General features: G+C 32.8%; 21 protein-coding genes. 13 read left to right on the top strand and 8 right to left on the bottom strand.

What is annotated here, in order from left to right:
- Window positions 1–677 precede the first annotated feature (677 nt).
- Complete coding sequence (locus tag ACNQGN_RS17585) at window positions 678–1,355, bottom strand: DUF4294 domain-containing protein (RefSeq protein ID WP_417989133.1); 678 nt, start codon at window positions 1,353–1,355, stop codon at window positions 678–680.
- 85 nt (window positions 1,356–1,440) lie between these two features.
- Between ACNQGN_RS17585 and ACNQGN_RS17580 the strand changes: the two genes are divergently transcribed.
- On the top strand, window positions 1,441–2,529 hold the full coding sequence (locus tag ACNQGN_RS17580; RefSeq protein WP_417989132.1) for a M42 family metallopeptidase: 1,089 nt from the start codon (window positions 1,441–1,443) through the stop codon (window positions 2,527–2,529).
- 79 nt (window positions 2,530–2,608) lie between these two features.
- On the opposite strand, the gene ACNQGN_RS17575 is transcribed toward ACNQGN_RS17580, so the two are convergent.
- On the bottom strand, window positions 2,609–3,013 hold the full coding sequence (locus tag ACNQGN_RS17575; RefSeq protein WP_417989131.1) for an ankyrin repeat domain-containing protein: 405 nt from the start codon (window positions 3,011–3,013) through the stop codon (window positions 2,609–2,611).
- 312 nt (window positions 3,014–3,325) lie between these two features.
- Between ACNQGN_RS17575 and ACNQGN_RS17570 the strand changes: the two genes are divergently transcribed.
- Together ACNQGN_RS17570 and ACNQGN_RS17565 are read left to right on the top strand one after the other, a co-directional pair.
- Window positions 3,326–3,790 (top strand): DUF1801 domain-containing protein, encoded by a 465-nt coding sequence (locus ACNQGN_RS17570; RefSeq protein WP_417989130.1) that lies wholly within the window; start codon window positions 3,326–3,328, stop codon window positions 3,788–3,790.
- Window positions 3,791–3,807: 17 nt separating this feature from the next.
- Complete coding sequence (locus ACNQGN_RS17565) at window positions 3,808–4,347, top strand: SRPBCC family protein (RefSeq protein WP_417989129.1); 540 nt, start codon at window positions 3,808–3,810, stop codon at window positions 4,345–4,347.
- Window positions 4,348–4,495: 148 nt separating this feature from the next.
- Here the strand turns inward: ACNQGN_RS17565 and ACNQGN_RS17560 are convergent, their stop codons facing one another.
- Together ACNQGN_RS17560 and ACNQGN_RS17555 are read right to left on the bottom strand one after the other, a co-directional pair.
- Window positions 4,496–5,446, bottom strand: coding sequence for a phosphoribosylaminoimidazolesuccinocarboxamide synthase (locus ACNQGN_RS17560; RefSeq protein ID WP_417989128.1), 951 nt, complete (start codon window positions 5,444–5,446; stop codon window positions 4,496–4,498).
- 162 nt (window positions 5,447–5,608) lie between these two features.
- On the bottom strand, window positions 5,609–6,430 hold the full coding sequence (locus ACNQGN_RS17555; protein ID WP_417989127.1) for a Cof-type HAD-IIB family hydrolase: 822 nt from the start codon (window positions 6,428–6,430) through the stop codon (window positions 5,609–5,611).
- 197 nt (window positions 6,431–6,627) lie between these two features.
- Between ACNQGN_RS17555 and hmpA the strand changes: the two genes are divergently transcribed.
- A complete protein-coding gene (gene hmpA / locus ACNQGN_RS17550) occupies window positions 6,628–7,830 on the top strand; it encodes an NO-inducible flavohemoprotein (RefSeq protein ID WP_417989126.1) in 1,203 nt (400 codons plus the stop codon).
- A gap of 11 nt (window positions 7,831–7,841) precedes the next feature.
- Entirely contained in the window at window positions 7,842–8,261 is a 420-nt protein-coding gene (locus ACNQGN_RS17545; RefSeq protein WP_417989125.1) for an Rrf2 family transcriptional regulator, read from the top strand.
- 72 nt (window positions 8,262–8,333) lie between these two features.
- On the opposite strand, the gene ACNQGN_RS17540 is transcribed toward ACNQGN_RS17545, so the two are convergent.
- The gene (locus ACNQGN_RS17540; protein ID WP_417989124.1) at window positions 8,334–9,284 is read right to left on the bottom strand and encodes a PhoH family protein; all 951 of its coding nucleotides are present in this window, start codon (window positions 9,282–9,284) and stop codon (window positions 8,334–8,336) included.
- A gap of 182 nt (window positions 9,285–9,466) precedes the next feature.
- Here ACNQGN_RS17540 and ACNQGN_RS17535 point away from each other — a divergent pair, with 182 nt between their 5' ends.
- The 5 genes from ACNQGN_RS17535 (at window position 9,467) to dnaN (ending at window position 14,366) form a co-directional block, all read left to right on the top strand.
- Window positions 9,467–10,294 (top strand): SAM hydrolase/SAM-dependent halogenase family protein, encoded by an 828-nt coding sequence (locus ACNQGN_RS17535; RefSeq protein WP_417989123.1) that lies wholly within the window; start codon window positions 9,467–9,469, stop codon window positions 10,292–10,294.
- Window positions 10,295–10,351: 57 nt separating this feature from the next.
- The gene (locus tag ACNQGN_RS17530; protein ID WP_417989122.1) at window positions 10,352–10,648 is read left to right on the top strand and encodes a putative quinol monooxygenase; all 297 of its coding nucleotides are present in this window, start codon (window positions 10,352–10,354) and stop codon (window positions 10,646–10,648) included.
- An 85-nt stretch (window positions 10,649–10,733) separates the two neighbouring features.
- Window positions 10,734–11,459 (top strand): gliding motility-associated ABC transporter permease subunit GldF, encoded by a 726-nt coding sequence (gldF, locus tag ACNQGN_RS17525; RefSeq protein WP_417989121.1) that lies wholly within the window; start codon window positions 10,734–10,736, stop codon window positions 11,457–11,459.
- The gene (gene gldG / locus ACNQGN_RS17520; RefSeq protein WP_417989120.1) at window positions 11,459–13,144 is read left to right on the top strand and encodes a gliding motility-associated ABC transporter substrate-binding protein GldG; all 1,686 of its coding nucleotides are present in this window, start codon (window positions 11,459–11,461) and stop codon (window positions 13,142–13,144) included. The genes gldF and gldG overlap by 1 nt, the downstream gene beginning before the upstream one ends.
- Window positions 13,145–13,247: 103 nt before the next feature.
- A complete protein-coding gene (dnaN, locus tag ACNQGN_RS17515) occupies window positions 13,248–14,366 on the top strand; it encodes a DNA polymerase III subunit beta (protein WP_417989119.1) in 1,119 nt (372 codons plus the stop codon).
- A gap of 221 nt (window positions 14,367–14,587) precedes the next feature.
- Here the strand turns inward: dnaN and ACNQGN_RS17510 are convergent, their stop codons facing one another.
- The 3 genes from ACNQGN_RS17510 to ACNQGN_RS17500 form a co-directional block, all read right to left on the bottom strand.
- Window positions 14,588–16,360, bottom strand: a complete 1,773-nt coding sequence (locus tag ACNQGN_RS17510; RefSeq protein ID WP_417989118.1) for a MutS-related protein — start codon at window positions 16,358–16,360, stop codon at window positions 14,588–14,590.
- Window positions 16,361–16,565: 205 nt separating this feature from the next.
- Complete coding sequence (locus ACNQGN_RS17505) at window positions 16,566–17,399, bottom strand: universal stress protein (RefSeq protein ID WP_417989117.1); 834 nt, start codon at window positions 17,397–17,399, stop codon at window positions 16,566–16,568.
- Between the two features lie 128 nt (window positions 17,400–17,527).
- Window positions 17,528–18,358, bottom strand: a complete 831-nt coding sequence (locus tag ACNQGN_RS17500; RefSeq protein ID WP_417989116.1) for a universal stress protein — start codon at window positions 18,356–18,358, stop codon at window positions 17,528–17,530.
- Window positions 18,359–18,537: 179 nt separating this feature from the next.
- Between ACNQGN_RS17500 and mnmE the strand changes: the two genes are divergently transcribed.
- From mnmE to ACNQGN_RS17485, 3 genes are all read left to right on the top strand, one after another.
- Window positions 18,538–19,932: a tRNA uridine-5-carboxymethylaminomethyl(34) synthesis GTPase MnmE gene (gene mnmE, locus ACNQGN_RS17495; RefSeq protein ID WP_417989115.1), complete on the top strand. Its 1,395-nt coding sequence runs from the start codon at window positions 18,538–18,540 to the stop codon at window positions 19,930–19,932.
- A 149-nt stretch (window positions 19,933–20,081) separates the two neighbouring features.
- On the top strand, window positions 20,082–21,209 hold the full coding sequence (locus ACNQGN_RS17490) for a tyrosine-type recombinase/integrase (RefSeq protein WP_417989114.1): 1,128 nt from the start codon (window positions 20,082–20,084) through the stop codon (window positions 21,207–21,209).
- A gap of 301 nt (window positions 21,210–21,510) precedes the next feature.
- Complete coding sequence (locus ACNQGN_RS17485; RefSeq protein WP_417989113.1) at window positions 21,511–22,239, top strand: hypothetical protein; 729 nt, start codon at window positions 21,511–21,513, stop codon at window positions 22,237–22,239.
- Window positions 22,240–22,312 lie beyond the last annotated feature (73 nt).

Raw genomic sequence — 22,312 nt, 5'->3', positions numbered from 1 at the left:
TCTTTCTTTTCTCGCAAATCTTTTTTTTAAAACTTTCGTCTTATCTTCGATTCGCTTTCCAATATTTAAGTAAGAACGTCTGCGTCATTGCGGGTGCAAAAGTAGCTACTTTATTCAATTATTCAAGCTTTTTAATCGCTTTTTTTAACACTTTTTTTTGCTTTTTATTTAACTCGCTGGTAACAAGATTCTTAAAGCATACAGTTTTTTAACCCCAATACAAAAACGACTCTTCGATCCTACGAAACTTCTACCGCTCCTTTAGTATACCATATATAAGTACACTTTACTATTCGACAATTTGTTTATACCAGCCCACTAAATACCACGCGATATTATTCTTTTACCGCCCAAAGACTTTTCATAACAACTACAGCGTAAAACAAATCAAAAGCTCTCATCTCTTATATACAGACAAACATTACTCTTTCACTTCGCACCTATATATATAAGGTAACAAAATACAGGTAATGATTTGATTTCACTGCCGGACCAAATAACAAAGTCGATAAAAGCATATCCTGCTCTAGTGAAAATAAAAAAAAGCCACAGCAGAACGAAATGAAGTGGGATCTTGCCAGAACTTTTAGCGTCCAGACTGCACCATTATACAAAAAGAGGCAACTATCCGATACGGTAATTACCTCTTTTTATATAATAGAGAAAACTCTTAACTACTATTGCTTTAATTTCTCTGCTCTGGACTCCCAGGAATTGTTGAGATTATAATAATCTACAGGTGTTGCCGGATTTTGATTTTGCAATCTTCCTGATTCGAACGCCCTCACAAGTATAGTTTCTATTAAATAATCTTCATTAGACTGATACGGTTGATATTTTGTTTTTAAGTTGATATCAAACATGCTTGCAGCGGTATTTGACCAAAAGGCTTTCCAACCGCTTTTAAGATTTTTTACCAGCTCATACGTTGTCGCTCCTGTTTGACGATGAATTAACTTTACTAATATTTGACCTTGCTTACGGGATAACTTCTTAAGCTTAGCTTCAAATTCATTACTAAGGTAACCTTCGACTATCTTGAAATATTTCTTTTTTTCTTTATTTGTTTTAAGGTTCGCCATACCTCTGTTTAGTACTGTCAATCTTTCGGCTGCCAATTTTGCATATGGATAGGTTTTGTACACTCGGTTTTGAAGTAATAAAAATTGTTTTCTTGCTTCCGGATCCAATTTTTCCTTATGAATCACTATCTCTTCTAATTGTATGGTATCATTAAGTATGGAGTCCTCCTCTGTTACTATATAACCCATTTTAGTGGTATCCTTTTGGATAACCTGAGCATTAACAGATATAATGGTAAAAAGTATAAAAAAGAAAAGTCGAATAATCCTCATAGGTTTAAAAATTTAATTGCCAAAATTATACATTATATATGCAACTGTGATGCCAAATTTATAATTTAGCAAAAAAATAATTTTTATGAGTGCTAAATCAATATTAAAGAAGTCATCGCTTGAGTTTTTAGAAAACTATCTCAATAATGCATCGCCTACGGGCTATGAAAGTGATGGTCAAAAATTATGGATGGATTATTTAAAACCTTATGTTGATACTTTTATAACGGACACTTACGGTTCGGCTGTAGGAATAATAAATCCAGATGCTCCTTACAAGGTAGTAATTGAAGGTCATGCAGACGAAATTTCATGGTATGTAAATTACATTACTGATGACGGATTAATCTACGTGATTAGAAATGGTGGTTCCGATCATCAAATTGCACCTTCAAAACGTGTCAATATTCATACTAAAAACGGAATTGTAAAAGGCGTTTTTGGCTGGCCAGCCATCCACACTAGAAATAGAAGCAAAGAAGAGGTAGCCAAAGTCGACAATTTATTTATTGATATTGGTTGTGAGACTAAAGATCAGGTCGATAAAATGGGAGTTCATGTAGGCTGCGTAATTACATATCCTGATGAATTCATGATTCTAAACGAAAACAAATTTGTTTGTCGAGCAATTGACAACCGTATGGGTGGTTTTATGATTGCCGAAGTAGCTCGTTTGTTGCATGACAACAAAATAAAACTTCCTTTTGGATTATATATAACCAATTCCGTTCAGGAAGAAGTAGGTCTTCGCGGTGCAGAAATGATTACCAAAACCATCAAACCAAACGTAGCTATCGTTACTGATGTTTGCCATGACTCCACTACTCCAATGATTGAAAAGAAAATTGAAGGGGATACAAAAATTGGTAAGGGACCAGTTGTTACTTATGCTCCTGCTGTTCAGAATAATTTGAGAGAATTAATTTTAGAAACCGCTGTAGCTAAAAAAATTCCATTCCAACGACTTGCATCCTCACGTGTTACAGGTACGGATACCGATGCATTTGCGTACAGCAATGGTGGTGTAGCATCGGCTTTGATATCATTGCCTTTACGCTATATGCATACTACGGTTGAAATGGTACATCGTGACGATGTTGAAAACGTGATTAAATTAATTTACGAAACCTTGTTGAAATTAGAGAACGAAGAAACATTTTCTTATTTTAAATAGCCCTATTTTTATATTTAAAATGCAAAAAGCATCGTTGTAAATTCACAACGATGCTTTTTTTTTGCACTATAATTAAATTCTAACGACTAACTACAGCACTTAACATCGATGCTTTTAAAAATGCAACGGCTTCTTTTGCATTAGATAGTTCAGCATACTTTAATGCAGTAATACCGATATCGTTTTTTTCTTTTATCTGCGCACCTTTCGCTAATAATAATTTAATTATTTCAACTTTATTATAGCGTGCGGCCATCATTAAAGGGGTTAAACCATTTGATTTTTCGTTAACGTCTGCTCCATAATCAATTAATTTCTTAACTAAATTAATATCTCCTTTACAAATTGCCACACACAAGAGAGTTGACTCTTCATAACCAGAATGAGTACTTTCTTTCTGAGGTAAAGAATTGTAATTTGATGCTTGAGAAACTGTTGAGAATGCCACTAAAGCAATTCCTAGGTAAACGATTGATTTTTTCATGATGATTGTTTTTTTTGTTAATTGATTGATTTTGATGATTTAAAATATGGACTAATATTTTATACAAATATATATCTAAAAACAGGTATCGTGCTTTGCAAGGTACTATAATTTAACATTTATTTAATAATTATAATTATATTCCTATATATTTCATGCTGCCACAATAAAAACAAACCGTTCATAAATAACGTATTACAAACTAAAAATTATTTAAAATTGAAATGTAAGTAAAGTTTACACAAAATATTAAAAAGCAATACCAATTATGAATTACGTTTTTTAGTAACTTTACAATAAACAGAAATAGTAATGCAATCAACTGCACAATCAATTGAAGCCTATTTTGAAGAAATTCCAGAAGAAAGAAAAACAGCTTTTCTTAAACTCCGAGAAACTATTCTTAAAAATATTCCCGAAGGTTTCTCGGAACAAATATCCTATGGAATGATTGGTTTTGTTGTACCACATAATTTATATCCGCCAGGATATCACTGTAATCCAAAACTACCTTTACCATTCATCAATATAGCTTCCCAGAAAAACTTCATTGCCTTCTATCACATGGGAATTTATGCAAAGCCTGAACTACTGCAGTTTACCGTCGATTATTCAAAACACAGCAACCAAAAATTAGACATGGGAAAAAGTTGTATCCGATTTAAAAAGTTTGATCAAATTCCTTTTGACCTAATTGCAGAACTTGTGCGAAAAATTACTGTCAAGCAATGGATTAATTGTTATGAATCTCAACTAAAAAAAAGAAGTAATCACTAATCTAAAAATTATAAATCATGAACATTATTAAAAAAATTATTATTGGACTCTTGGGACTCATTGCTCTAGTATTACTAGTTACTTTATTTCTACCACAGGAATATGCCGTAGAAAGAGAGATAATCATCAACCAACCTAAAGACAGTGTTTTCAATTATGTAAAATATCTGAAAAATCAAGATAATTTTAGCGTTTGGTCTACTAAAGATCCCGCAATGAAAAAAACATTTACAGGAACTGATGGAACCGTTGGTGCAATTGCTGCATGGGATAGCAAAGATGAGAATGTGGGAGCTGGTGAACAGGAAATCAAAAAAATTACTGAAGGAAAACGAATTGATTTTGAATTACGATTCAAAGTTCCCTTCGAATCTACCGATGATGCTTACATGATAACCGAAGCCATTTCGTCAGATCAAACTGAAGTAAAATGGGGATTTAAAGGAAAAATGCCTTATCCCATGAATGTAATGTTACCGTTTATGAATATGGAAGAAATGTTAGGAAAAGACTTGCAAGATGGATTAAACAATCTAAAAGCAGTTTTAGAAAAATAGAACTTCATTTTTACTATAAAAAAACCGCAATCCAATTTATGAATTGCGGTTTTTTTGTGTACTATTTGCCCTTTTTAAAAGAGAAACTGAACCTGAATTTACGATACCATATTGGTTTTTCTTTTTATAAAAGAATACTGGAACCAACTTATGATGCTAAATAGGCAACTACGTTTTTTTCAATTCGTTCGTCAATATTATCAATATCCGCTTTTACAAATTTCTCCCCTAAGATATTTTCATATAACTCGATGTATCTTTCAGAAACTGACGTAATGTATTCATCACTCATATCAGGAATCTGTTGCCCTTCCTTTCCTTGAAAACCATTTTCTATTAACCAACGACGGACAAATTCTTTCGATAATTGTTTTTGTTCTTCGCCTTTGTCTTGTCTTTCTTGGTATCCTTCTGCATAAAAATAGCGAGAAGAGTCTGGTGTGTGAATTTCGTCAATCAAAACAATTACGCCTTCTTTAGTTTTACCAAATTCATACTTAGTGTCTACCAAAATCAGTCCGCGATTGGCTGCTATTTCAGTTCCTCTTTGGTATAGATCTCTCGTGAATTTTTCTAAAACAATATAATCTTCTTCAGAAACAATTCCTTTTGATAAAATTTCTTCACGAGAAATATCAGCATCATGTTCTCCGTTATCCGCTTTGGTAGTTGGTGTAATAATAGGTTCCGGAAATTTATCATTTTCTTTCAAACCTTCCGGCATCTTTACTCCGCATATTTCTCTTTTCCCAAGAGCATACTCCCGGGCAGCATGACCTGAAAGATAACCCCGGATTACCATTTCTACTTTAAAAGGCTCACATAAATGACCAACGGCAACATTAGGATCAGGAGTTGCAATTAACCAGTTAGGAACAATGTCTTCGGTCAATTCCATAAATCGGGTCGCAATTTGGTTTAGGATTTGACCTTTGTATGGAATTCCTTTTGGCAAAACTACATCAAAAGCAGAAAGCCTGTCAGTGGCAACCATTACCAATAGTTCATCATTGATATTGTAAACTTCTCTTACTTTACCTCTGTAAACGGATTTCTGGTTTGGAAAATTAAAATCAGTAGTTGTGATGGTGTTGCTCATTATTATTAGTGTTGTGTTGTTTTTTTATGTAGCTGCAAATTTATAATTATTTTGGAAAGAAAAGCAAAGAATCCATTATTCTCAAAGTATAAATAAATAGCGTTTAAAAATAAATTCTAAAAATTCAAAATAAAGCAAATTTATTACTCACACCTTTTCTGCTTATGTGGTATGTTTATTTAATAATTCTTTAGACAGGTATTTAGCAACACCTTCATTATCATTAGTTAATATCACTTCTAAATGAGAAAGTTTATCTTTCAAACTCTCAGGAGCATTTCCCATGACTAATCCTTTACCAGTCGATTTAAGCATATTTTCATCATTGAATCCATCACCAAAAGCTATTGCTTCATGGAATAGCAAGTTTTCTTTTTCTAAAATTTTTGCAATGGCAACACTTTTGTCTACTGATTTGTCCATAAATTCCAAACAAAGCGGAAGACTAAAAGCATGACTAAAAAGTGATGAATGATTTTCTAAAATTTGTTCTCTCAGTTCCAATAATTTTGAATGCTTGTCATGCGTAAAAAACACCTTTATAGCACTTAAATCTTCAACGGTACTGAAATCTACCAATTCGGGATGATAATTTAATTCCGTTTGAAAACTATTTAGTTTTTCATTGTGTTTATTCGTCTGCCAAACGTTTTCTCTAAACAAAACAGTTGTAATCTCCGGATCAATTTCTAAGGATAAGACCGACTTAACAGCATCACTTTCCATATTAACCGAGAAAAGAAGCTCTTTTTCCGGGGAATGAATCCTTGCTCCATTAGAGGTGACCAAATAAAGTGGAATCCCTAAACCTTCCACTAGAGGCATCGCGTCCAGATGATGACGACCTGTAGCTACAATGATTAGATAATTGTGATTGTGGAGTTCCTGAAAAACGGTCTTGGTATATTCTGAAATTTTGTGGTCTGAATTGAGTAAAGTTCCGTCTAAATCGCTGATTACGACTTTTATTTTTTCTTGTAGCATCTTTCGTTTTTCACTGTCATTTTAATAATTACAAATTTATTGCATTTTATAGAGAAACGCAAAAAATTATAAAAAGTTTAGGTTAATCTTTCCGGGAGGTTACTTTTTAAAATACATCTAAAAACATTTGTTGCATTTTAAATACAACAACTGTAAAATGATTACTATCTTTGTAAAAAAATAAATAGTAATAAATCATGAATGCAAGTCAAAAAGAATTAATAAAAGCTACAGTGCCAATTTTAAGAACAAATGGAAATGATTTGATAACGTATTTTTACCAAAGAATGTTATCCAATAATCCCGAGCTGAAAAACATTTTTAATATGGCAAATCAAGCTAGTGGCAAACAACAAAATGCGTTGAGTGGCGCTGTTCTTGCTTATGCTGAAAATATAGAAAATCCTGCTGTTTTGATCAATACATTAAAATCAATCGGAAATAAACATGTAAGTTTAAATATTCAACCAGAGCAATATGATATTGTTGGAAATCATTTAATTGGATCAATAAAGGAAGTATTAGGAGATTTGGCAACTACTGAATTAATTGATGCCTGGACCTGCGCCTATACCGAATTGGCTCAAATAATGATTGATATTGAAGCTGAAATGTATCAAAAAACAAACAATAAAAAAGGAGGATGGAAAGGTTGGAGAACCTTCGTAATCTCAAAAATTGTAAAAGAAAGCGACGAAATTAATTCCTTTTACCTTACACCGGAAGACAGTAAAGAAATTGCCGATTTCTATCCAGGTCAATACATATCAGTGAGCACGTTTATTCCTGAATTAGGTCATAAACAGCCTAGACAATATAGCCTGTCTTCCTATTCTAATAATGAATATTATAGAATTTCTGTAAAAAAAGAAATCAGTAAAAATACAACTCCTGATGGTATTGTTTCCAAATCATTGCATACCAAAAAGGAAGGTGATACAATTGAAGTTAGTGCACCAGCGGGTGTATTTTTTGCTGATCCGGAAGCAAAAAATCCTTTAGTATTAGTTAGTGGTGGTGTTGGACTTACTCCGATGATGAGCATGGTAGAAACCAATAAAAATTCACTTCAAAAAAATCAAACGGTTTGGATTCATAGTTGTCGTAATGAAAATGTTCATGCGTTTAAAGATACTATTGAGGAATTAAACAACGAAAATGAATGGTTAACCTCTTTCGTTTTTTATGAAACTTTACCCGAATCAGAAACAAACGCTATTGAAGGAAGAATCGATTTGCATCAAATCAAAGAAGAAATTCTTATTAAGGATGCAAAATATTATATTTGCGGACCGGCAATATTTATAAAAGTTCAATATCAGTCTTTGGTTGCACTTGGCGTAAATAGAGAAAATATACTTTACGAAGAATTTGGCCCTCAATTATTAAGTCTTAATTAGCAAATTTTAATATGAAATTGAATCACTTTACCGATTTTAGTATGCGCGTTTTGATGTATCTAAATCAAAAAAAAGACACTCCACAAAGCTCTTTAGATGATTTAGCAACTACTTTTAAAATTTCGCGAAACCATCTCATTAAAGTGGTTCAATTCTTATCGACAAATCAATTAATCCTCACCAAAAGAGGAAAGAATGGTGGTATAATGATTTCTGAAAAAGCACGAGAAATTCTGCTTGGTGATTTAATTCATCTATTAGAACAAGACGGTACACCTGTCATTAATTGCGATTCAAAACCTTGCATCTTTCAGGCACACAGCTGCAAACTAAAATCGTTATTCAACACCGCTTATGTAGCTTTTATTGAAAGTTTAAATCAATATAAACTTTCCGATATCGAATTCAAGAATTGGAGTGCTATGTTTTAAGACCAAAAATAATAATTGATTTTGTAGAAAAAACAATTCACAAAAAAAAGGCTTTTTAAAGCCTTTTTTGTTTTAATCATTATTTTCGATCATCTTATACGCATCAATTACTTTTTTAACCAATCTATGTCGTACAATGTCTTTGTCATCAAGATAAATAATCCCAATTCCCTCGACATCTTTCAAAACTAACAAAGCTTCTTTAAGTCCGGAAATGGTTCTTCTTGGCAAATCGACCTGACCCGGATCACCTGTAATCATGAATTTGGCACTTTTCCCCATACGGGTTAAGAACATTTTCATTTGGGAATGTGTCGTATTTTGGGCTTCATCCAAGATTACAAAAGCATTATCCAATGTTCTACCACGCATGAATGCTAAAGGCGCGATCTGGATGATTCCTTTTAAAATATAATCTTCCAGTTTTTCATTGGGCAACATATCACGTAAAGCATCATACAAAGGCTGCATATAAGGATCCAGTTTTTCCTTCATATCACCAGGAAGAAAACCAAGGTTCTCCCCTGCTTCAACTGCAGGACGTGTTAATATAATACGCTTGACTTGCCTTTCTTTCAGTGCTTTAATTGCCATGGCAACACCAGTATATGTTTTTCCGGTTCCCGCCGGTCCTACGGCAAAAACCATATCATTCTTCTCCATGGTATCCACCAACAACTGTTGATTGGCAGTCATTGCCTTAATGATTTTCCCACCTACTCCATGCACTAATATTTTATCTTGTCCTTGAAATTTCCTGTCTTCCTGACCATCCCCAAGGATAACACGTTCAATTACATTGTTATCAATATTATTGTATCGTGAAAAGTGCACCATTAATCGTTGAAATCGTTTTTCAAACTCGTCTAAAACCTCTTTTTCTCCAAAAGCTTTTAAGGTTGTTCCCCGAGCAACAATCTTCAATTTTGGGTAGTATTTTTTAATTGTTTCAAGATGAGTGTCTTGAGCGCCCCAAAAGTCTTTTGGAGCGATGTCTATGAGCTCGATTATTCTTTCGTTCAAATGAGGTAGTTTTAAATTAGAATTAATTTTTTTATAAATCAATTGGCTGTCGGGTATTTTTCTAGTTTATAAATAGAATTTGTTTTTTGTTTTTCGTTTTTTGAGTTTACTATTATTAGCTTTGCACTTCTCAAATTTAATAAAATTAGGTTTACATAACACCAATAGTTATAAACAAATTTATGTCAATAATTACCCTTACTACCGATTATGGCTTGAAAGATCACTTTGTAGGTGCATTGAAAGGGAAAATTCTGTCTGAGTATTTTGAGGCATCAATCATTGATATCTCACATGACATTGATCCATTCAACACGGTAGAAGCGAGTTACATTATTGCCGCATCGTATGCGAGCTTTCCAAAAGGGACTGTTCACCTTATTGGTGTTGATATGGAATCCAATAAAGAAAACCAACATGTTGTCATGCAATGGAACGATCATTATTTTATTGCTGCTGATAATGGTATTCTTAGTATGCTTTCGCAAAAGATTGTTCCTCAAAAAATAGTGGCTATTAACATTCATGATCGTTTCCATAGTGAGGCTACTGATCTTGATGTTTTTGTAAAAGTAGCCTGTCATATTGCCAAAGGTGGTTTAATGAACGTAATTGGTAAAGAGATAAAAAACATTAAGCAGGTCACCGACTTACAAGCCTTAATGGCTGCGGATGGTAATTCTTTGAAAGGACATGTAATTTATATTGATCATTTTGGAAATGTTGTTACCAATATTTCCAAAAAATATTTTATTGAAGTTGCCAAAGGAAGACCTTATGAAGTTGTTTTGAAAACAAAAAACATTAAAACGATTCTGCCAAATTATTCAGCAATAGCAAATTCTGATAAATATCCCATTAAATATTATGAAGGAGAGAAATTAGCTATTTTCAATGAAGCTGGTTTTCTTGAAATTGCTATTTTCAGAAGTAATCCTTCTAAAGTAGGTTCAGCAAATAGTTTACTCGGATTGAATTACAGAGACATTATAAATATAATATTCCGTTAATAGTTGGTCTGTAAAAAATCAAAATCGTTAATCCTCATTCTTAAATCATAATTCCAAATGTTTATACGCATAGTAAAACTGAGTTTTCACGAGGAAAATATTCCTGCATTTTTAGAAAACTTCGAGTTAATGAAAGACAAAATACGAAATGCTCCAGGAAATCGTTTCTTAGAACTATATCAGGATAAAAATAACAAAAGCATTTTCTTTACCTATAGCTACTGGGAAACTGAAGCTGATTTAGAAAATTATAGAAATTCTGAACTTTTTTATGATGTATGGACATTCACTAAAAAATTATTCAACGACAAACCAGAAGCATGGAGCGTTGACAAATTAGTAAGTTTAGAATAATTAAGAATTATATAGTACGACAGCAAAGCGGATGGTCAGCAATCGATACAAAAAAGCTTTTCTTCCAGTACCTAAAAATTAAAATATGAAATCAATAGTATTACGAGAAATAAAATCCTTTTTCGGCTCGCCCATAGGCTACTTGGTAATTGCCATTTTTCTAATTGTTAACGGATTATTTCTTTGGGTTTTCGAAGGAGACTACAATATTTCCAATACTGGTTTTGCTGACCTAACTCCATTTTTCACTTTAGCGCCTTGGATTCTGATATTCTTGATTCCCGCAGTAACAATGCGCAGTTTTTCGGATGAAAAAAAACAGGGAACGTTAGAATTATTAGTAACGAAACCACTCAGCATTTGGCAAATCGTGAACGGGAAATTTATTGGCGCCATACTGTTAATTGTAATAGCCATTATTCCAACATTCATTTATGTAGCAGTCATTTCCGATTTAGGAATGCCCGAAGGAAATATCGATATGGGAAGCACAGTCGGTTCTTATTTTGGATTATTATTTCTGATTACAGCCTATTCAGCCATTGGAATATTTACATCAACATTATCTGAGAATCAAATTGTAGCCTTTATTGTTGCGGTATTTTTATGTTTCTTCTTTTATTTTGGTTTTGAAGGTTTTGCTTCAGTTATTCCAAGTATGACTTCAACAATAGCCTCTTTAGGAATGCAGGATCATTTTAAAAGTATGAGCCGAGGTGTACTGGATTCCAGAGACGCCATCTATTTTATAAGCTTAACAGTACTATTTCTTTCGTTTACTGTCTATAATCTAAAATCTTTCAAATCGTAATGACAACTTCTAAGAAAAAAAATCTAAAATCATTACTGATTACCTGCGCAGTTTTATTGCTTTTGAATGTAATAGGAAGTTTCTTATTTCATCGTTTTGATTTGACAAAAGATAAAAGATACACGCTTTCGGCAACTTCATTAAATATCATCAGACAGGTAAAAAATCCTTTATCTATAAAAGTATACATGCAAGGGGATCTACCAGCTGAATTCAAACGTTTACAACAAGAAACCAAGCAATTACTAGAAGAATTTCAGGCGTACAATAAGAATATTATTTTTGAATTTGTGGATCCATTAGAGAACAAAGACGAAAGCATGGATAATATTAAAGAGTTGTATCGAAAAGGGCTTACTCCAATAAACATAACCGTTGATGACAAAGGAAAACAATCTCAAGCGATGGTTTTTCCTTGGGCAATCGCCGTTTATGACAATAAGGAAGTTAATATTCCTTTATTGAAAAATATAATGGGCGCTTCAACTACACAAAAAGTAATTGGTTCGGTACAACACCTGGAATATTCGATTGCAGAAGGGCTTACTAAAATTACAAAAGCGAAACAAAAGAAAATTGCCGTATTAAAAGGGAATGGTGAACTTCAGGATATCGCAATGGCTAAATTTCTTTTACAAGTACGTGAAAGTTACCATATAGGACCTTTTACTTTAGACTCTGTCGCTAAAAACCCTATTGGAAGCTTAGAAGCTTTAGAAAAGTATGATTTGGCTATTATTGCCAAACCCACCGAAACTTTTTCGGATGCTGAGAAACAGGTGCTGGACCAATTTATTATTAATGGCGGGAAAACATTGTGGCTGATTGATCAGGTTTCAGCAGAAATGGATAGCCTGTACAACCCATCCGGAGCTACCTTAGCCTATCCAAGAGATCTGAATTTGAATGATTTATTCTTTAAATACGGAATCCGAATCAATCCGGATATTATAAAAGACGAACAAGGAAGTCCTATAAAATTGGCAACAGGAGAACAAGGAAGTGCGACTCAATTCCAGGAATTTAACTGGAAATTTGCGCCTCAGGTTTACCCAAATAGCTTGCACCCGATTGTAAAAAATTTAGGCGGAATCAAATTTGATTTTGCGAATCCTATCGACACATTAAAAAACGGAATTAAAAAAACCATTCTGCTGCAGTCCTCACAATATTCAAAAAAAATAGGAACTCCCACAGAAGTAAATCTCAACACTGTAGCCGAAGAAACTTCGCCAAATGATTACTTAAACAAAGGAAATATTCCACTTTCGGTTTTACTGGAAGGTTCGTTTCATTCTATGTTTGAGAATCGGGTTCTGCCATTTGACCAAAAGACATTTCAAACTTCCGGAAAAAACAATAAAATGATTGTAATTGCTGACGGGGATTTAATAAAAAATCAATTGGATAAAAACTTCCAACCTGTAGAATTAGGGTATGATCAAAGGTCTGGGAATTTGTATGACAATAAAGATTTTCTAATAAATTGTGTCAATTATCTGCTGGATGATAATGGACTTATTAACATTCGAAGTAAGGATCTTGATTTGCCATTATTAGATAAAGAAAAAGTTTATGAAAACTACACCCGAACGCAATTCATAACTATCGGGCTACCAATTCTAATTTTAATACTTTTTGGCGTTGTATTTACTTTCCTTCGAAAAAGAAAATACAGCAAATAGATGTTAATAAAAAAGTTTCCAAACTAGAATAGTTTACGATATATTTGTAAAATCTATCGTATTTCAGATTTAAAGAAATACCTTAAAAAATAAAACAAGACAGATGAAATTTATAGTATCGAGTTCGTACTTATTGAAACAATTACAAGTTTTAGGTAACGTTATCAACAGTAGTAATACATTGCCTATTTTAGATAACTTTCTATTTGATTTAAATCAGAGCGTGTTAACGGTTTCTGCTTCCGATTTAGAAACAACAATGTCTGCAACTTTAAGTATTGATTCTGAAAGCAAAGGAAGTGTTGCTGTTCCTGCAAAATTACTTTTGGAAATCCTTAAAACATTTCCGGAACAGCCTTTAACTTTTACAGTTGAAGATAACAGTACAATTGAAATCAGTTCAAATTCCGGAAAATATGCTTTGGCTTATGCTCCTGGAGATGAATTTCCAAAATCAGTTAACTTAGACGATCCATCTGTAACACTTGTTCCTGCTGATGTTTTGGCAACAGCCATTAGCAAAACAATATTTGCTGCAGGAAACGATGATTTACGTCCGGTAATGTCAGGTGTGTTTTTTCAGTTTTCACCACAAGGATTGATTTTTGTGGCAACTGACGCCCACAAACTGGTAAAATATGCTCGTACTGATGTAACAGCTTCTCAAGTAGCTGATTTCATTATGCCAAAGAAACCTTTGAATATTTTAAAAAATATTCTTACCAGTTCAGATGCCGAAATAAAGATTGAGTATAATGATTCGAATGCTACTTTTTCTTTTGACAATTATGTTTTAATGTGTCGTTTGATAGATGGAAAATATCCAAATTATGAAGCGGTGATTCCAAAAGAAAATCCAAATAAATTAATGATTGACCGTTCTCAATTTTTGAGTTCTGTTCGACGTGTTGCTATCTTTTCAAATAAAACAACGCATCAAATTCGTTTAAAAATTGCTGGTGCTGAATTAAATGTCTCTGCTGAAGATATCGACTATTCAAACAAAGCGGAAGAGAGACTGACATGTGATTATCAAGGTGATGATATGCAAATAGGTTACAATTCTCGTTTCTTAACTGAAATGCTGACTAACTTGCAATCGGACATGATTATGCTTGAAATGTCATTACCAAACAGAGCCGGAATCCTTACTCCTGTTGATGGATTAGAAGAAGGTGAAACTGTTACCATGCTTGTTATGCCAGTAATGCTGAACAGTTAACATTATATTATGATTTTGTTATATTTTCATTTTTAATATTCAAATATAATACTTACCATTGTATAAATAGATACGCTATTAACCAAACCATTTTTTATATTTAAAAAACCGCAACTTCACTTTTGAAATTGCGGTTTTTTTTTATATGATTTTTTTCTTTTACTCCTTTTAACAGCAGTGACAACATCGAGAAGAGAACTATTAAAAACTATTACTACTTTCTATATAACGCCCATTTTTTTCATCAGGAATGTAGCACTTCTGTTCTTACAAATACCATCGCGCAGTTTGTAATCAAAATGCAAATCATTATTGATAATTTCCACTTCAAAACATTTATTAGTCAAGATATTCGGATATTCATTCGTAGTCAGGCAAACCTCGATATCGTGCGTTGCAATAGCTCCAATAGCTCTTTTACCAATCACTTTTTTTACGACCTCAATTGTTCCGTTCCGTTTATCATCAGAATTCGTTCCACGCAATATTTCGTCTAATAATACAAAAGCAGGTCTGTTTTCCAATTCATCCATAATTTGTTTTAAACGCTTGATCTCCGCAAAGAAATACGATTCACTGTCAGATAACGAATCGGACAATCGCATGGACACCAAAACAGACAAAGGATGAACATTAGCCTGACTGGCACAAACAGGCGACCCCATTCCTGATAATACCATATTAATTCCCAAACTTCTAAGAAACGTACTTTTCCCTGACATATTAGAACCTGTCAAAATCATAAAAGATTCAGGATGAAAGCTAACCGTATTCCCTACTCTCGTTTTTTCATTTAGTAACGGATGACTTAAATTAGAAAAATCAATTTCAAAATCGGTGTTTAATGTCGGATACACAAACTTAGGATTATTATAGGCAAAATTTGCTAAACTGTTTAGCACTTCGAATTCACCAATTACCTCCAGCCAATCCTCAAGTGCTTCAGCGTGCTCCTTTTTCCATTGAATTAATGACTTTAAAACATGCAGGTTAAAAAGAAAGGTTCCGTTGAATACGATAGCGGTTACGAAATTTCCGATGCTGTCCATTTTCGAAAATAAACCAGCCAATTGCTTCAAATGAATACTGGCATTTTCTTTTTTGAAAGTCAATTTTTGCTGCAAATCAATTAATTTTTCGGACTGAAAAGATTCTTCTTCAATCTTTTCCAGCAACAAACCATACTGATGAATGCTTTTGTCAATATTAGAAGAATTGGCGATTTCAATTTGAATCCGTTTCATAAACCGACCCAAAACAATTAAATTAAAAACAAATAAGTATGACAAAATAGATGCAAAAAGAGTATTGGAAGTCACTAGATAAGCGATCAAAACACCTAAAAAAAGAATCGGTGAACAGTACGAAATAAAAACTCCCGTTTTAGATATCGGTGTGCTATTGAATGTACTCCACTTTAGTAAAGTATCATAACTGGATTGATTGTCATTGCTTATTTTGGCGAAAGCCAAAAATTCCTGACGCCAATCCAATTTTTCGGATAATTCTTTTACAGCTTGATGATTTCTGATAATCTCATCATTAGGTGATAGTGTGAGAAGTTGTTTTGCTAACGTTTTTTTTCCGATAAACGTAGCGGTCCTATTCAGATTTTGAAACAGGGAATGTTCTCCAAAAATATCCAAATCATAAGCGTAGGGATGATGAAAATCATTGAATTCCTGGCCGTTTTCAAAAGGAATTTTATTTCTTCCCAAATAGACCATTTCATTTTCATTAATTTCTAATAGCGCCTGTTTTATTTGCTTCTGAAAAAGTACTTTGGAATGAATTCGCATTAAAACAACAAACAACGTAAAAAGGAACACGGACGAAACAATGAAAAGGATCCCGCTAGTTTTAATGTAATAATATATGGATACTAAAAAAAAAACAATAGTAAGCAGCCTTAAAAAGCTAATACTATTGTACTTTTTATTGATTTTATTTAATGCTGTTAAAAAGACTTCCTTTTTTGCTTTGTATACTTCCATAATTCATTTGATGAACTGCAAATATAGTGCTTACATCGACAATTCATTCATTAGAAAACAAGGAATACGTAACTATATTTACATTCAAAAAGGTCTCTTTTTCCTTTTTTAAATTCGGAGCTATTCTCGCTTTTTCAAAATTAAAAAAAAGGAGATCTCATCCGTAAAAAGGAACGACTGTTCTTTTTATAGCTATACTCAACAATTAATCAATATGAATGGCAAGAATCGGAATGTCAAAATTATTGGCTAATTTTTTTGTAAAACTTGGTTTAAACAATCCTTCAAAAAAGCCTCTTTTATAAGTAAGCATCGTTAGTACATCAATATCTTTATATAAAATAAAATCCAAAATTGTTTCTTTTATTGCATCACTGGTAATAACAAAAAACTCAATGGGTTCCTGCATAAACTCCGTTTCCCATTTTTCGATTGTTTCTTTTGTGACATCAGAAGTACTGGTCTTCACATATAGGCATTTTACTTTTGCTTTTGTTTTTCTTGCAATATCCAATACCATTTTAAGTGCTTTTTTATCTTTAGGTCTAAAACGGGTCGTAAAACCAATAGTCCCTATTTTTTTGAATTTTGCTTCCAGTGGGACACACAACATAGGAACGTCAACCCCAATTATTGCAGAGCCCGCATTACTTCCTACAAAGAAAGCATCCCAACCCGTAACCCCGGAAGTTCCCATTACAACAAAATCTATTTTATCTTCTTTAATTGCTCTTTTAATACCCGTTAACAAATCACCGTCCATAAGTCTGTGGGTCATCTTAATTTTATCCAGATGCCTTTCTTCTGCTATAGCCCGCAGCTTCGGAATTTCCTCCTTAAACATATCAAATTGGGACAACTCCAATGAATCATAGATAACTGCATAATTTTCAGGGAAAAACTGATTATCAAATACTGGCAACTCAAATGTATGCAATAAAACAAGCTCTCCTTGAACTATTTTTGCAAATTCTAAAGCATGTACAAAAGCATTAGTTGCTACTTCAGAAAAATCTGTTGGAAATAGAATTTTTTTCATTTTAGTAAGTATTTAAACGGTTTATTTTTTAAATTTAAATTATAAAAACTAACATTCTATAGAGATAAAACAATACTGGAAATCCAGCTATTACTTCAAAAAATTTGAATTAAGTACTTAAAATTAATTTATTCGTGGATAGCAAGAATAGGCACATCCACATGAAAGGCTAATTTTTTTGAAAGACTGACATTGAAAAGTTTTTCAAAGAAATTTCTATGGTACACATGCATCGCAACCATATTAATTTTATTCAAATCAATAAAATTCAACACAATACCTTCCACATCATTACCTGTAATGGAATGCAACTGGATGTCATGATTCTTAACTATTTGCTCCCATTCTTCTCTATAATCACTCTTAACCATTCCAGGAGACGCGAGTACACGTAAACAATCGATATGTGCCCCAAACACTTTGGCCAGAGCTATAACTTTCTTTAATGCTTCAACATCTTCCGGCCTGAATTGCGTGACAAAAAGTATTTTTTTTATGGGTTGATATTGACAACGTTCCGGTATTGCCAAAACAACTGCTTTGACATCATTCATCACTTTTGTTGCAACCGTACCCAAAAAAGTTTCTTTTAATCCTGTAGCACCCTTAGTTCCCATGACCACAAAATCAATATGTTCCTTCTCTGTTATTTTTTGTATTTCAGGAATCAAACTACCTAAAATCAATGCATGGCTTATTTTGATGTGGTCCAGATTATTCTCTGCGGCAATACTTCTTAAAATAGGAACTTCATCTTTATAGTTCTCAAAATTACTTAACTCGGTAACATCATAAATTTCATGCAAATATTCCGAAACATTAATATAATTGGCTTGCGGCAATTGATACGCGTGCATCGTAATAATTTCGGCGTTTATGGAATCCGCTAATTTTAAAGCATATATAAATGCATTATTAGATACATCCGAAAAATCGGTAGGAAATAGAATTTTTTTCATGATACATCTTAATTTATTGCAAATCAATAATTTATATAAATTTACGAAAGAAAACACAAAATAGTATGATAATTGTCAGTTTGGCTAATTTTTAACAAAAAATAAAGTTAATGGTTTAATAAGCAAGTCTTGTTGCGTTATCAATTTTACTTACTTTTGCATAAAATTGAAATTAAAATATGATACCTCACGATTCCATAGTGGCACTGGCAACTCCTTCGGGCGCCGGAGCAATAGCCGTAATTCGAATTTCCGGTGATGACGCCATTACTATTGGTAACTCTGTTTTTCGATCCATTAAAAACAAAGATTTAACAAAGCAAAAAACGCATACGTTACATTTAGGCCATATTATGGATAATTCAAAGACTTTAGACGAAGTCTTAGTGTCCATTTTCAAAGGTCCTAACTCCTATACAGGTGAAAATACGATAGAAATTTCATGTCACGGCTCAACTTATATCCAGCAGCAAATTATTCAGTTATTGCTGCGCAAAGGGTGTCGTATGGCTGATCCGGGAGAATTTACACTACGAGCTTTTCTAAACGGGAAACTGGATCTATCCCAAGCTGAAGCCGTTGCCGATTTAATTTCTAGCGATAATGAGGCCTCACATCAAATTGCGATGCAGCAAATGCGCGGAGGATTCTCCAATGAAATTGCTAAACTCCGAGAAGAATTATTGAATTTTGCGTCACTTATCGAACTCGAATTGGATTTTGCTGAGGAAGACGTTGAATTTGCAGACAGAACACAATTTCATGAATTATTAAACAGAATAGAATTTGTCTTAAAACGTTTAATCGATTCCTTTGCTGTAGGTAATGTTATTAAAAACGGAATTCCCGTGGCCATTGTGGGAGAACCCAATGTAGGAAAATCAACCCTTTTGAATGCCTTATTGAATGAAGAGCGTGCCATCGTTTCTGAGATTGCAGGAACCACACGTGATACAATTGAAGATGAATTAGTCATTGGCGGAATCGGTTTTAGATTTATAGATACCGCAGGAATTCGCGAAACCGAAGATGTGGTGGAAAGTATTGGAATTCGTAAGACATTCGAAAAAATTGAACAGGCACAGGTTGTTGTTTATTTATTAGACAGTAGCTTCGATATGGCAGACGGCAGCTTTAAACAAATTCAGGTCGAATTAGAAAAAATCAAGAATAAGTTTCCATTGAAGCCACTCGTGATCATTGGTAACAAAGCTGATAAATTGGATCCAAAACAGAAGCTGAAAATTGAAAGTGAAATCCAAAATATACTACTACTAAGTGCCAAAGAAAACATTGGTGTTGATGAATTAAAAAACCAACTCCTGTCGTTTGTTAATACTGGAGCACTCCGAAATAATGAAACAATCGTTACTAATACAAGACATTACGATTCCTTACTGAAAGCGTTAGACGAAATCCAAAAAGTAAAATACGGACTGGAAACCAATCTATCAAGCGACTTGATGGCATTAGATATAAAGGAAGCTTTATATCATTTTGGGATGATTACCGGGCAAGTAACTAATGACGAATTGTTAGGGAATATTTTTGCTAATTTCTGTATCGGGAAATAAACACACTTTCTTTAAGTTTCTTATACTTTCTCTTACTTGACTCCCATTGATTTAGCAGTATTTTTACTTTCTTATATTATCTTTAATTTATACATTTGTTACACTCCATGTACACCTTATCAAAAATGAGGTGTAAAAATGTACACCTTATGATAATTAGTTTAAAGAAGAAGAAATTGCAAAATGGTAGATATAGTTTATATCTTGAATACTACAAAGGATCAACTGTTAATGCAGCTGGCAAACGTATTCATTTGAGAGACTTTGAGTATCTAAAGTTATATCCACATCAAGATCCTAAAATTGCCAGTGAAAAAAAGGAGAATAAAGAAATTGATACTTTAAGCGAACAGATATTATCAATCAGAAAAGCCGAATACTTTCAAGGCAAGTTTGATATCAAAAACAATACAAAATCCAAAACCTTATTTTTAGAATATTATAGTAATCAAGCAGAAGAACGCGTTGATTCACCTAAAAATTATGCAAATTGGTCTGCTTCCCTTCTTCATCTTAAGCGATTCTGCAATCCAAATATAACTTTTGATGAAGTTGGCGAAGAATTCGTAAAAGCATACCGAAATTATCTGGACAAAGACGCTAGAACTAAAAGCGATCTTCCATTAGCCCAAAACTCAAAATATTCCTATTATAATAAATTCAAAGCTGCAATAAGAGCCGCTTTTGAGGATGGCTATCTTCTAATGAATCCCGTCAAAAAAGTAAAAGGATTTGAGCAAGGAGAAAGTCAAAGAGAGTATCTAACTTATAATGAGTTAGTAGCCATGAATAAAGCCACTTGTAAATATGATGTCTTAAAACGAGCTTTTATTTTTTCATGTTTGGTTGGTTTAAGATGGTCTGATATAAATACACTTGTTTGGAAAGAAGTAAGAGACGAAGGAGATATTAGCCGAGTAAATTTTAGACAAGAAAAAACAGATGGTGTAGAATATTTATATATTTCAGATGAAGCGAGGAAACTACTCGGAGAAAGAGAAAGCCCGTCAGAACGTGTTTTCAAAGGCTTGAAATATGGAGCTCATTTTAATGCTGAAATATTAAGATGGTGCATGAGAGCAGGGTTAACAAAACATATCACATTTCACAGTGCCAGACACACCAATGCTGTCTTACTCTTAGAAAACGGAGCTGATATCTACACCGTTTCAAAACGCTTAGGTCATAAAGAATTGAAAACAACAGAGATTTACGCTAAAATCATTGATTCTAAGATGAAAGAGGCTGCTAATCTAATCCCTAACATTAATATTTAATTGTATGCTACATTATCCATATTTTAAACAATGCGACAAACGTTATTATCAAGCAGTAAATGAAATTTATAAAGATTTAAGTGAGCTCAATGCGGAAACATTCCGAGCAATAGGGAGATTAAACGAATCACAGTTCTTTTTATTTCTCGCTAATTACATATATTATTTTCGATTTACAGATATTGACATTACAACCCTAAAACATTTTTTTTATATACACTATAATTATACAGTTGAAAATAATGAGCCACTATCCTTCCAAGATTATAAGGAGATTAAGGAAGATGAGAAATTTAGCATTATGCAAAAAGAATCACTTGCTTTTAATTGTAAAAAAAAACTTTCTAAATTAGTAACGTTTTATTTAGAAATGCGAGAATACCCTAAAGAAACTAAATCACATATGCTTTTAGTTCTATCGGAAAAAATCCATACAGATATACTATTTCCTTTGATTACTTTTAAAAGCGCTTTAATCGATTTCGTGGATAATGTAAATAACGAAGATAGAAACTGTAATATTAAAAAAATCTCTTTTTTATTAGACATTAAGGGAGCATTAGAAGAATATGAAAATTATCTTGAAAAACTACAGTCTCAAATCAATGAAAGACTTACCGTTTTAACTAAATCTAAAAATGGAAATAGAAATTATCAAATAAATATTGATAGCGGTGATTTGCGTAAACTATATCACGGTTTGGAGAAATTTATGTTCATAGACCAGAATAAAACTTCATTAAACCAATTTATTGAAGTTTTTGAAAAGGATTGGGAAAGCCATAATTCAATTATCTATTTTGAAATGGACAATATTCTGTTTAATTATTTTATTGACTTTCTTGACAAATTTTTCAATTTAAAAATACAATTATCATCTATTGAGCATTCTGAGAAAATTGAGAACAAGAATGGTTTAATAAAAGCTGGTCGAGTATATTCTTCGATGGGACAATATCGTAAATTTCCTAAAGATCGTGATGATATTAAAACTCTGAAATCGATGTTTGAAAAAATTAAAAATCATTAAGATCTTAATATCTTAATATTTATCTATTACGCTTTATTGACATTTGCTTTCATAAACCTTATAAAACTCAATT

Source organism: Flavobacterium rhamnosi (genome assembly GCF_048286515.1).
Taxonomy (GTDB): Bacteria; Bacteroidota; Bacteroidia; order Flavobacteriales; family Flavobacteriaceae; genus Flavobacterium.
This window is presented reverse-complemented; position numbering and strand designations above follow the sequence as displayed.

Excerpts from the sequence above, each read along its gene's own strand:
- ACNQGN_RS17585 (WP_417989133.1), bottom strand. The coding sequence starts at position 1,355 with ATGAGGATTATTCGACTTTTCTTTTTTATACTTTTTACCATTATATCT.
- ACNQGN_RS17580 (WP_417989132.1), top strand. The coding sequence starts at position 1,441 with ATGAGTGCTAAATCAATATTAAAGAAGTCATCGCTTGAGTTTTTAGAA.
- ACNQGN_RS17575 (WP_417989131.1), bottom strand. The coding sequence starts at position 3,013 with ATGAAAAAATCAATCGTTTACCTAGGAATTGCTTTAGTGGCATTCTCA.
- ACNQGN_RS17570 (WP_417989130.1), top strand. The coding sequence starts at position 3,326 with ATGCAATCAACTGCACAATCAATTGAAGCCTATTTTGAAGAAATTCCA.
- ACNQGN_RS17565 (WP_417989129.1), top strand. The coding sequence starts at position 3,808 with ATGAACATTATTAAAAAAATTATTATTGGACTCTTGGGACTCATTGCT.
- ACNQGN_RS17560 (WP_417989128.1), bottom strand. The coding sequence starts at position 5,446 with ATGAGCAACACCATCACAACTACTGATTTTAATTTTCCAAACCAGAAA.
- ACNQGN_RS17555 (WP_417989127.1), bottom strand. The coding sequence starts at position 6,430 with ATGCTACAAGAAAAAATAAAAGTCGTAATCAGCGATTTAGACGGAACT.
- hmpA (WP_417989126.1), top strand. The coding sequence starts at position 6,628 with ATGAATGCAAGTCAAAAAGAATTAATAAAAGCTACAGTGCCAATTTTA.
- ACNQGN_RS17545 (WP_417989125.1), top strand. The coding sequence starts at position 7,842 with ATGAAATTGAATCACTTTACCGATTTTAGTATGCGCGTTTTGATGTAT.
- ACNQGN_RS17535 (WP_417989123.1), top strand. The coding sequence starts at position 9,467 with ATGTCAATAATTACCCTTACTACCGATTATGGCTTGAAAGATCACTTT.
- ACNQGN_RS17530 (WP_417989122.1), top strand. The coding sequence starts at position 10,352 with ATGTTTATACGCATAGTAAAACTGAGTTTTCACGAGGAAAATATTCCT.
- gldF (WP_417989121.1), top strand. The coding sequence starts at position 10,734 with ATGAAATCAATAGTATTACGAGAAATAAAATCCTTTTTCGGCTCGCCC.
- gldG (WP_417989120.1), top strand. The coding sequence starts at position 11,459 with ATGACAACTTCTAAGAAAAAAAATCTAAAATCATTACTGATTACCTGC.
- dnaN (WP_417989119.1), top strand. The coding sequence starts at position 13,248 with ATGAAATTTATAGTATCGAGTTCGTACTTATTGAAACAATTACAAGTT.
- ACNQGN_RS17510 (WP_417989118.1), bottom strand. The coding sequence starts at position 16,360 with ATGGAAGTATACAAAGCAAAAAAGGAAGTCTTTTTAACAGCATTAAAT.
- ACNQGN_RS17505 (WP_417989117.1), bottom strand. The coding sequence starts at position 17,399 with ATGAAAAAAATTCTATTTCCAACAGATTTTTCTGAAGTAGCAACTAAT.
- ACNQGN_RS17500 (WP_417989116.1), bottom strand. The coding sequence starts at position 18,358 with ATGAAAAAAATTCTATTTCCTACCGATTTTTCGGATGTATCTAATAAT.
- mnmE (WP_417989115.1), top strand. The coding sequence starts at position 18,538 with ATGATACCTCACGATTCCATAGTGGCACTGGCAACTCCTTCGGGCGCC.
- ACNQGN_RS17490 (WP_417989114.1), top strand. The coding sequence starts at position 20,082 with ATGATAATTAGTTTAAAGAAGAAGAAATTGCAAAATGGTAGATATAGT.
- ACNQGN_RS17485 (WP_417989113.1), top strand. The coding sequence starts at position 21,511 with ATGCAAAAAGAATCACTTGCTTTTAATTGTAAAAAAAAACTTTCTAAA.